Origin of the sequence: Microcystis aeruginosa LEGE 91341 (assembly GCF_015206885.1) — a bacterium.
Classification (GTDB): Bacteria; Cyanobacteriota; Cyanobacteriia; order Cyanobacteriales; family Microcystaceae; genus Microcystis; species Microcystis aeruginosa_H.
The window spans coordinates 1-9160 of record NZ_JADEXY010000156.1; the positions used below are offsets into that span (position 1 = coordinate 1).

The 9160-nt window shown below is 41.4% G+C and carries 12 protein-coding genes; 7 read left to right on the top strand and 5 right to left on the bottom strand.

Annotated features, from left to right (window positions below; genetic code table 11):
* Positions 1-30: 30 nt before the first annotated feature.
* The 4 genes from IQ234_RS21365 to IQ234_RS18150 all read right to left on the bottom strand — a co-directional run bounded on the left by IQ234_RS21365 (position 31) and on the right by IQ234_RS18150 (position 1685).
* Entirely contained in the window at positions 31-519 is a 489-nt protein-coding gene (locus IQ234_RS21365) for a tyrosine-type recombinase/integrase (protein ID WP_228008613.1), read from the bottom strand.
* Positions 520-525: 6 nt separating this feature from the next.
* Positions 526-990 carry a site-specific integrase gene (locus tag IQ234_RS21370; protein ID WP_228008614.1) on the bottom strand — a complete coding sequence of 155 codons (465 nt, stop codon included), beginning with the start codon at positions 988-990 and terminating at the stop codon, positions 526-528.
* An 87-nt stretch (positions 991-1077) separates the two neighbouring features.
* Positions 1078-1356 (bottom strand): DUF4164 domain-containing protein, encoded by a 279-nt coding sequence (locus tag IQ234_RS18145; RefSeq protein WP_110580474.1) that lies wholly within the window; start codon positions 1354-1356, stop codon positions 1078-1080.
* Positions 1357-1367: 11 nt separating this feature from the next.
* Positions 1368-1685 carry a hypothetical protein gene (locus IQ234_RS18150; protein WP_193958098.1) on the bottom strand — a complete coding sequence of 106 codons (318 nt, stop codon included), beginning with the start codon at positions 1683-1685 and terminating at the stop codon, positions 1368-1370.
* A gap of 235 nt (positions 1686-1920) precedes the next feature.
* Here IQ234_RS18150 and IQ234_RS18155 point away from each other — a divergent pair, with 235 nt between their 5' ends.
* The 6 genes from IQ234_RS18155 to IQ234_RS21375 all read left to right on the top strand — a co-directional run bounded on the left by IQ234_RS18155 (position 1921) and on the right by IQ234_RS21375 (position 7028).
* Entirely contained in the window at positions 1921-2430 is a 510-nt protein-coding gene (locus IQ234_RS18155) for a hypothetical protein (RefSeq protein WP_193958099.1), read from the top strand.
* 43 nt (positions 2431-2473) lie between these two features.
* Positions 2474-2665, top strand: coding sequence for a hypothetical protein (locus tag IQ234_RS18160; protein ID WP_193958100.1), 192 nt, complete (start codon positions 2474-2476; stop codon positions 2663-2665).
* 55 nt (positions 2666-2720) lie between these two features.
* Positions 2721-3056, top strand: a complete 336-nt coding sequence (locus tag IQ234_RS18165) for a hypothetical protein (protein ID WP_193958101.1) — start codon at positions 2721-2723, stop codon at positions 3054-3056.
* A gap of 253 nt (positions 3057-3309) precedes the next feature.
* Positions 3310-3465 (top strand): hypothetical protein, encoded by a 156-nt coding sequence (locus IQ234_RS18170; protein ID WP_193958102.1) that lies wholly within the window; start codon positions 3310-3312, stop codon positions 3463-3465.
* Between the two features lie 183 nt (positions 3466-3648).
* Positions 3649-3906: a hypothetical protein gene (locus tag IQ234_RS18175; RefSeq protein ID WP_193958103.1), complete on the top strand. Its 258-nt coding sequence runs from the start codon at positions 3649-3651 to the stop codon at positions 3904-3906.
* Positions 3903-7028 carry a plasmid replication protein, CyRepA1 family gene (locus IQ234_RS21375; protein WP_228008615.1) on the top strand — a complete coding sequence of 1042 codons (3126 nt, stop codon included), beginning with the start codon at positions 3903-3905 and terminating at the stop codon, positions 7026-7028. The genes IQ234_RS18175 and IQ234_RS21375 overlap by 4 nt, the downstream gene beginning before the upstream one ends.
* Before the next feature lie 734 nt (positions 7029-7762).
* Here IQ234_RS21375 and IQ234_RS18185 read toward each other — a convergent pair.
* Complete coding sequence (locus tag IQ234_RS18185; protein ID WP_193958104.1) at positions 7763-8542, bottom strand: hypothetical protein; 780 nt, start codon at positions 8540-8542, stop codon at positions 7763-7765.
* A gap of 237 nt (positions 8543-8779) precedes the next feature.
* Here IQ234_RS18185 and IQ234_RS18190 point away from each other — a divergent pair, with 237 nt between their 5' ends.
* Positions 8780-9022: a hypothetical protein gene (locus IQ234_RS18190; RefSeq protein ID WP_193958105.1), complete on the top strand. Its 243-nt coding sequence runs from the start codon at positions 8780-8782 to the stop codon at positions 9020-9022.
* Positions 9023-9160 lie beyond the last annotated feature (138 nt).

Below are 9160 nucleotides of genomic sequence, written 5' to 3' on the forward strand. Positions count from 1 at the left end.
ACAAAAAGACGGGTTAACCCGTCTTTTTGTTTACACCAGACTATCTAGAAGATCGCTGACTTCCTTTTGATGATCCTTTCTATTGTCGTCATAAATTAGCAGGGTGTTAAGGCTAGAGTGTCTGGATAGCTTCTGTACCCGTCTTACATCGCCATTGGTAGCGTCTAGGGCTGCCGTGATCGAGCTATGGCGTACCCGGTGAGGACTCATAGTTTTAGTGATACCAGCATCCTGACAGCGAGTCTTGACAATATCATAAATAGACTGAGTGCATAGCCGTCCGTCCCGGTAGCCGATGTTCACTGACACAAATAGAGCCTTATCGGGGTTAGTTTCCCCCCGCGCTTCTAGCCATGCCTTGATAGCTGAAACCGTACCACTGCCTAATGAGATGGTTTCGGCATTGTTACCACGTCCCTTACCGTATATCCGGAGGGTTTTAGCCGTGGGGTCAAAGTCAGCGATATTAGCCTTACTGACTTCTGATCTTCTCAGGGCATTAGACCACAGCAGCAGCATTAGAGCCTAATCCCTGACTCCCTTAAGGGAAGTGCGATCGATAGCCGATAGGACTTGTTTGAATGCTTCTGGGTCAATCCCAGAAGTGTCACGGTACGCTGACAATTTTTCCCCTTTAACAGCTTCTAACATGAATTCAGAATGACCGCAATTGTAAGCAAAACAGACTAATGACTTGATAGCGGCTAAACGTCGGTTGATCGTTGCCGATTTTAAGCCTTTTTTGATTAATTCCCCTTTATAACGGGAAACTAGGGCATACGCACCATGTCGATCGAGCGTTAAGAATTTTCCTAATTCCAGATTAATATCTGAGAGAAAATTCTTAACATCTTTACAGTACACACGGCGTGTGTGTTCCGACCTTTTGGTATTTAGCCAATCGCTTAAAACCCTCTCCCAGTCGGTGCTAGGGGAAACCGGCGATAGGTGAGAAACTTTGGAGTTAAGTAGTACAAGGTTATTGGTCATGTAGCGAAAACATTTATTATCGAAACATTAAGAAATAATTAAAACCCGTGAACCTCACGGGTAGGGTTGGGTGTTAGGAGTTGGGTGTTAGGGGTTAGGGAAAAAACCAAAAAGTTTAGCAGCCCCCCCTAAAATGGCCACAACCAGAGCGACGAGAATCCCCCGATTGGTAAATTCCTGATAGGCGACTCTTGCAGTTAATCCTTTAATTTCTGTGGTTAGTCGATCATCTAGGGCTTTAATGTCCCCTCTGATCTCCGATTGTCCTATTTCTACTTTGGTTAACCGTTCATCGATTTTGTCTATTTTCCCCTCGATCCTTGTCAGAACAGCTTCTAGGGAATAAGTCACGGTTTCGTTAGGCATTGGCTAAACTCCTATCTTTTCGTTGATGCGATCTCTCCTACCAATTCAGTGCGTAGCGATGCGATCGCTCTCGCTAAGTCTTCACGGGTAATTAAATCGGTATCAGTCTGATCGGTTTTAAGGTTAAAAGGATAAACATCGGTCTGATCCTCAGATAGGGCATTAATACCTAATCGGATAAGGTGAATGATGACCGGGGTTATCTCAGGTTTCCCAGATATATGATGAATAGGCGCGTTAAAGCGATCCGCCGCTAAGTTTTGAATGGTTTCGAGTAAATCGTTAGGGAGCCTTAAGTCGATCCGAGTGCTGCGGGGTGATTGCCTCATTTTTTAATCAGGATACTATCACTATCACTATATACCCTTTATCCTGACGCTATCCTGATAGATAAGCTTTTGATATACCGATTAACTATCTTGATATTTTTTGCTTATATCCTGATAAACCCCTTGACATCCTGATATATATCAGGATACTATACAGATATAGAGAAAAGCAACCGCTCTAATTCCAGTCAGCGCGATTGCTTCTCTCGTAAACTCACAAAAGGATTCTAACACCATGAAGTTAATCTCAGCAATAGCTTTAGACAGACCCCGCGAAGTCTCTACACGCTTCGGCCCGCGTCTCGTTATTGACTGCCGTAACCGTGACACAGGGGAAAAAATCACGCTATGGCGGTCCGTCGATGACGACTATTCCAAAAAATTCGTGGTTCGGGATATGCCTATCACTGTGTCGGTTGACAGTAAAGGAAAATTTAACTTGATCGAGAACCCAGAACACTTAAAGCTAGGTCAACCGTTACCCGCCGAATCGGTGCCAGTGAAAGCAGTACACAACTACGATCACAAAATCACTCAAAACAGCGAGAAATCAAGCGAAAAACATAGCGAAACTTTTACCACGGACGAAAAACGGGCGATTGCAAGCTATATCGGGGACATGGCTGATCTATTCAATTTTTGCTTAAAAACCGTTGATCAACGGGTTGAAAACATTACCCCGGATGATCGCCGGCAAGTCGCGACAAGCTTATTTATCGCTACTCAAAAACGATTCAATATCTAAAAACAATCGGGGGGAATATCCCCCCTTATTAGGAGACAAAACAATGAAGGAATTTACAGCAAGTTTACCCCTCACAATTGAGGTCATTATCAAGGCTAAAAATCGAAAAGAAGCTATCTCTTTTCTCGATGATTTATATGCTCAAATCAGCATCGAAAACGATGGGAACCGAGACATAGAGATAGTTAGCGACAATCTGGGATTAATCGAAAATAATTGGGAGATAGAGGATTAATTATCAGTTATCAGTTATCAGTTATCAGTAAAAAACAATATTTAGGAGTAGTAAAATGACCACAAAAGCCGAGTATAGAGAGCGTTTCGAGTCTCACCCTCGCCCTAATCAGGAGACTCAAAAAGTGATTAATTATTTTGGAAATGACGACAAATATTGGTATATTAATTCATTCGATTGTAAATCTTTTCTAGGACAAGCCGCGCATTTTATGGGTGATATTGCCATAGAGGAAAATGGGAATTTAGAAGCAATTCTAGCCAAAACTAGAGAAGTATTGGAGCCTTTATGTCCCCCTAATTTAGCCGATTTTGATAGCGTTGATTGGGAGTATGTGGGGTTAGATTATTTGTGGGGTGAGTTATTCGACTTTATCAATGAGAGAGATTAATCAAGATTTTATCTTGATTCTTTTGAGGATTAATCCTTATCCCAATAAGCGAGAATTAATAGGAGAATCTGAGAATTTACCTCTTAATAGAGGATTACCAAATTAAGATTATGAACTAAAAGCCTTACTGCGATTGGGTTTACCTTTTATATAAGTAAAACTTATCTAAAGGTTAAGCAAGTCTTATATAAAAGATAGTACAGATTAGATTTTAGGTGCTACATTAATAGCAGAAATTAGGAGATGATAGAAGATGCCGCGAAGAGTAGATGATGTAATGCGATCGCTGAATATCCGATTCCCGTCGGACATGAGAAATCAAATCAAGACTCGCGCCAAAAATCGCGGCGAAAGCGAGGCCGTGATCATTCGCGAATTGATCACAAAATCCCTAGAGTCGGCAGCATAAAAACAACCGCCCCTAGCTTCGCAGGCTATGGGGCGGCACAAAATTCTAATCATATTATGAATAACCATAACACTAATAGAAGCCTTAAGTCAAGGATTTCCCTGAAAATCCCCAAAAATCAGGGAAAAACAGTACAAACGAACCAATCTAGAGCGACCGTGGCAACCCTGAACGGAGGTCGCTATGAGTAATCCTCACCATCTGATATTGCTTGAGAATGTTCTCAAGGAAGCTAAAGAAATCTTTAGCGAACGCGAATTAATCGCCCTAACAGCGACACATATCGCTGAATATTGCCAGAATAGGCAAGAAAAGCGAGAAGCTTATAGAATCGCGGCAAAAATCATTAAATGCGATGCTAAACACCTAAAAGCTATCTGCCAGAAGCTTGATGAGATTCAATCCCAGATAAATCTTAATTTTGATGGGGGTGTGGAATGATTAAAGCTTCCCACTTCCAAGAATGGCGATCGAGCGCGGTTGACGATGAGATTATCCGGCTCAACGTGCAATCCCTAGAAAGGGATGAGTCCCTAGAGCGCCTAACAGAGAATGCTATCGAAAAAATCGGGTCCGAACAAAAAACACCCCATAGCTACCAATACCAAACCTCACCCGTGGCTAGAATCCTCGATCGGTACAAGGATATGTCCGGTGAGGGTTGGTGGGCCAGTGGGATAAATATACTCACCGGGGAAGATTCTGATTGGGGATGCTTTAAGCCCGATAAGCCGCGAATTTCTAAGGAAAAGGGCAAAGCGATTAAATATGAGCATCCAGCAAAATGCCCTACAGAAATCTTCGCTCTCAGAGTGCCAGATCATATCTGGCAAAAAATAGGGGAAAAGCATGGAATAGCACCTTATTGTCCGCTGCCTATGGGGAACCCCAGCACACCCCCTCTAATATCTAATTTAGGGAATACCCCGGGTGTGTCATTTTGGCAGTGGGTGCTAGAGAATCCCTCGATCGCCCTCCTAATCACGGAAGGTGCGAAAAAAGCGGGGGCCTTGCTGAGTGCCGGCTATTTAGCGATAGCCCTGCCGGGCATTTACAATGGCTACCGACAAGAAAAGGATTCAATGGGGAATGTGATAGGGCTGCCCTATTTAATCCCCCAATTAGAGCCATTTAGCGAGGGAGGCCGGGAGGTCGTTTTCGCGTTCGACTGTGACGAAAAACCGAAAACAATTAAAAATGTCAGGACTGCGATCGAGCGCACCGGGAAGCTTCTTACCCAGAAAGGCTGCAAAGTGTCGGTTGTTTCATGGTTTCACATGAAAGAAATAGCCGAAAGTATTAAAAAAATTGATACTAGCAATCTTTTTGATTTTGCCCGCGATGATTTCGGGGATGATTTTTTCGCTCCCTTGAATGAATTCCTAAATAAACCAGAATTATTCGCATGGAAGGGAGTAGATGATTTTATCGCTTCTCAGGGTGTGGGGGCATTCGATCGAGTCTATCGGGAAAGAATTTCTTTAGATGAGTACAAAATAGCCAATTTTTCGGCTATAACACCCGATTTAACAATTAATGAAAGATATATCTCTCAATCTCTTAATCCCCCTGAGAGTGCCAAAATTGTAGCGATTAAAGCGCCCAAAGGAACCGGCAAAACCGAATGGGTAGCATCAAAAATTAAAGAGGCTAAATCGCGGGGTCAAAAGGTTTTAATAATTACCCATAGAGTGCAATTGGGCCGCGAATTATCACGCCGTTTTGGGGTGAATTATCGAAGTGAATTGGTAAATAATGAAGATGGTAGCCTATTAGGATACTGCCTATGTGTCGATAGCTTGCACGGGAAAGCTAATCCTAGATTTAATCCTAATGATTGGGAGAATACGATAATAATCATAGATGAGTGTGAGCAGGTTTTTTGGCATTTAATCAATTCGCCTACCTGCCAAAAAAATCGAGTAAAAATCATTGACGCTTTTGGAGAATTACTCAAAACTGCAATTGCTACAGGGGGAAAAATCTATCTATCCGATGCTGATTTAAGCATGAATGCTATCGGCTATGTGCAATCAAAGATAGGCTATCGGGTTGAGAGTTTCATCATCGAAAATACATATAAGCCCTATAAAAAAAGGGATTTAATCCTTTTTGATAGCCCTGCTGCTGTAATTGAAAAAGCCGAAAAAATGGCATCTATGGGGGACAAAATCATCATCCACACGGACGGACAAAAACACCAATCAAATTGGGGAAGTCGTACCCTAGAGTTAAAAATTAAGAAAAAATATCCTAACCTAAAAATACTCAGAATTGATAGCGAGAGTGTGGTCGATCCTTCCCATGCTGCTTACGGTTGTATGGGTAACATCAACGAGATTTTACCTCAATATGATATAGTGATTTGTAGTCCCGTAATTGAGACGGGGATAAGCATAGATGTTAAGCATTTTGACGCTGTTTTCGCTATATCTCACGGTGTCCAGACCGTCGATGGATTTTCCCAGACATTAGAGCGGGTAAGGTCTGACGTGCCGCGCTATGCCTATATTAAGGAATTTTCTCCTAATAAGATAGGGAACGGATCGACCGACCTAAAACAACTATTAGCAGGGGAACATTTTCGAGATAAATACACGATTAAATCCTTATTATCTCTAGGATTAAAAGAAATCCCAGAATTTACTTATCTAGAAGGGGATGAGAAATATTCTCCTAGTCTATCTCTTTGGGCGAAAAATGCAGTTAAAATCAATCTGGAGGGGAAAAAATATCAAGATGCTGTACTTAAAAAACTGAAAAAAGAAGGCATCTATGATATTAGTTGGGCATCGGATCAGGATGATGATGCTATTGAAGCAATTAAGCAAGAAGTTAAGCAAGCGAAAAACGAGAATTATTCAGAGCATAAGCAGGCTGTTTTGGATGCTGAAACCATAACTAACGCTGAGTTTTCAGCCCTAGAAGAAAAGGAAAAACGAGCGATAACGGAAAAGGAAAGAAATCAATTAAAGCGCGCTAAGATTGAGAGAATTTACGGGATTAATCTAACCGATGACCTGATCACCAAACATGACGACGGCTGGCTCCCACAAATCAGACTACACTACTTTTTAACTGTGGGGAATGACTTTTTAGTTGATCGAGACAAGAAAAAGCTTGATGACTCGCTAGAAAATGGTGGGGGGAAAATCTTTAAGCCCGATATGAACAAAACACTATTATCGGCAAAAATTCAGCTATTAAAAGGGTTAAATATTGAACAATTTTTCGATACTGAAAAAGAGTTTACGGGGGATAGCCTTAATGAATGGTTAGAACGGCTTAAAAAACCTGCTTTTGTTAGTCAGATTAAATCAATTCTAGGATTTACCCTCTCCATGAGTGATACCCCCATAGCCTTCGCTCAAAGGCTACTAAGGGCATTGGGATTAAAGCTTAATTATATTGGCCAGCGACGGCGCGAGGATGGTAGCCGGTATCGTCTCTATCAGGGGTGTGATCCTTTGGGTGACGGACGGGGTGAGGTGTTCCAAGAATGGTTAAATCGAGACGAGCTTGACCATGCTAAAGATGAAGGCTATGAGACTATGGCCGCTTGATACCGGCACACCCCCCGTAATATATATATTTAATTGGAATACCCAGGGTGTGACACACCCCAAAACCCAATCAAACTTACCCAAAAGATTGAGTAAAAATCAACAAAATAAAGGATAATCCCCCTTTTATCGAGAATCCTGAGAGATTCCCACTGATACACCCAAAATAACCCCATAAAAGCTAGGCCCGGCAATTAAACGAGTTATAGGTCGTTTTTTCGCTGTAATCCCCTTTATAGGTCATTTTTGGACTTTAAAAGACGGTACGTTTTTCTCGATTTCAATTCCCCATTTTTAGGCATTTTGGGTGATATTTCTCGGAAAATCCCCATTATCTCACGATTAATCACTGTGGATGCCATTCCCACCAGCTATGGGTAAATCTGGTCAAAAATGACCAAAAATCACCAGAATTAAGGGTTTCTAATATTAAATAAGCGGTAAAATAATAATAAAAAACCAATAGGAAACCAAAAAATGACCAATCAAATTAGACCACTAAGGCGACCCAATCCCTTACCAGATAAGGTTTTCCACCTTTAGGTGGAAAATAAAGAATTAGATAAAATCCTGATAGAAGCAATGATAAAAATTGCAAGGATAGAGGGAAAAATCGTGCTAGTGACGCGGTTTAATTCTGATTCCACAGTGGTTAAACGCTAATCCTACCATATTAGGAAAATGCCCAATTTTCCCTTATATTAGGCATTTTCGAGGTGAGAAGTGTTTCAAGGCTAATTAACAGGATAGTAAAGCTTATCTCTCAGTATTAAATGCTCGCTCACCTTATCTCCCTTATCTGTGGTTGGTATTCCTTTATTGGCCCAATTTGACAAGCTTCTTTCGCTCACCTTCACTTCTTTTTGAGCGAGATACCTGTAGGCTTGGGCCGCATTCATGCCCCCACCCTCAACCGTCTCAATGGATGAGTCACTGTCAACCGTCACGGTTTCGATCGCACTTGCTACCGTCTCAATAGTTGAGATTGGTTCCACAGTCTCAACCGTTCCATCGATGGAAGCGATCGAACATTCCTTTTCTCTTTTTAATAGATATTCCATATCGTCTATCCGTTGGCTATCCTTTTGGCTATCTGTGTCTATTTCTTGAGTAGTCGTCTCTTGGCTATCCTTTTGGCTATCCAATTGAATAGCTAGGGCATTTAGCCTATGCTCAATGCTAAAGATTTTTCCCGATAATCCTTGATCGCAATCATTTAGGCGATCGTCAAAAGCTTCTATCCAATCGTTAAGCCTACCAGATAACGCGCCTATCCAATTGTCTAGTCGTTGAGTAGCTGTCTCTAATTTGTCTATCCGGTCACTGTCTATCTGATTGTCTAGTCGGTTCCCCTTGCCAGTGACTAGCGATATGTCTATCTGACCAGATAGACACTGATTAATGAAATCGTATAGAAGCGATGCTGTGTCAGTGTTTTGGCTTTTTGCCAATTGATTAAATAAGTCTCTTTTTTCCCCTTCAATCCTGATCGTGATTAATTTGTCCCTTGCCATAGTTGTCTATCCTTTTGTCTATCTATATTCATAGAATAGCCAATTGTCTAGTCACTGTCTAGTCAAGATGGACAGTTTGAGAAATGTCATACCGCTAACTGATTTTCTATTTACGGCAAACAAAACTATGATAATATTAGGTTATTAAAAAAATTAGGGTCTGGCTGGGTAGAAGATAGGCGATCATTTCAGAGTGTCAATTGATCGTGATCATGCCACAATTATTAAGCATAAAAAATGAATAAATCAGCATACAAACAAGGGTGTCTTTTCGGCAAAACCCTAACGCTGACTGATAACGAATGGGAAACCCTAAACGACCTATCAAAGGCTATATGTGGCGATTGGGAGCGGGTTTTAACCCATGATTACAGTTCCATACTGCCAGAAAAGTATCAAGAAACCGTAAGCATTGAAGCGAGTAAACACTCTAGCTATTTTGGTTTTATCGTTGGTGTCTTGGATGCTTTAGTTAGTTAAAATTATTAACTACAAAAAGACGGGTTAACCCGTCTTTTTGTTTACACCAGACTATCTAGAAGATCGCTGACTTCCTTTTGATGATCCTTTCTATTGTCGTCATAAATTAGCAGGGTGTTAAGGCTAGAGTGTCTGGAT

Excerpts from the sequence above, each read along its gene's own strand:
- IQ234_RS18185 (WP_193958104.1), bottom strand. The coding sequence starts at position 8,542 with ATGGCAAGGGACAAATTAATCACGATCAGGATTGAAGGGGAAAAAAGA.
- IQ234_RS18145 (WP_110580474.1), bottom strand. The coding sequence starts at position 1,356 with ATGCCTAACGAAACCGTGACTTATTCCCTAGAAGCTGTTCTGACAAGG.
- IQ234_RS21375 (WP_228008615.1), top strand. The coding sequence starts at position 3,903 with ATGATTAAAGCTTCCCACTTCCAAGAATGGCGATCGAGCGCGGTTGAC.
- IQ234_RS21365 (WP_228008613.1), bottom strand. The coding sequence starts at position 519 with ATGCTGCTGCTGTGGTCTAATGCCCTGAGAAGATCAGAAGTCAGTAAG.
- IQ234_RS18165 (WP_193958101.1), top strand. The coding sequence starts at position 2,721 with ATGACCACAAAAGCCGAGTATAGAGAGCGTTTCGAGTCTCACCCTCGC.
- IQ234_RS21370 (WP_228008614.1), bottom strand. The coding sequence starts at position 990 with ATGACCAATAACCTTGTACTACTTAACTCCAAAGTTTCTCACCTATCG.
- IQ234_RS18190 (WP_193958105.1), top strand. The coding sequence starts at position 8,780 with ATGAATAAATCAGCATACAAACAAGGGTGTCTTTTCGGCAAAACCCTA.
- IQ234_RS18155 (WP_193958099.1), top strand. The coding sequence starts at position 1,921 with ATGAAGTTAATCTCAGCAATAGCTTTAGACAGACCCCGCGAAGTCTCT.
- IQ234_RS18150 (WP_193958098.1), bottom strand. The coding sequence starts at position 1,685 with ATGAGGCAATCACCCCGCAGCACTCGGATCGACTTAAGGCTCCCTAAC.
- IQ234_RS18170 (WP_193958102.1), top strand. The coding sequence starts at position 3,310 with ATGCCGCGAAGAGTAGATGATGTAATGCGATCGCTGAATATCCGATTC.
- IQ234_RS18160 (WP_193958100.1), top strand. The coding sequence starts at position 2,474 with ATGAAGGAATTTACAGCAAGTTTACCCCTCACAATTGAGGTCATTATC.
- IQ234_RS18175 (WP_193958103.1), top strand. The coding sequence starts at position 3,649 with ATGAGTAATCCTCACCATCTGATATTGCTTGAGAATGTTCTCAAGGAA.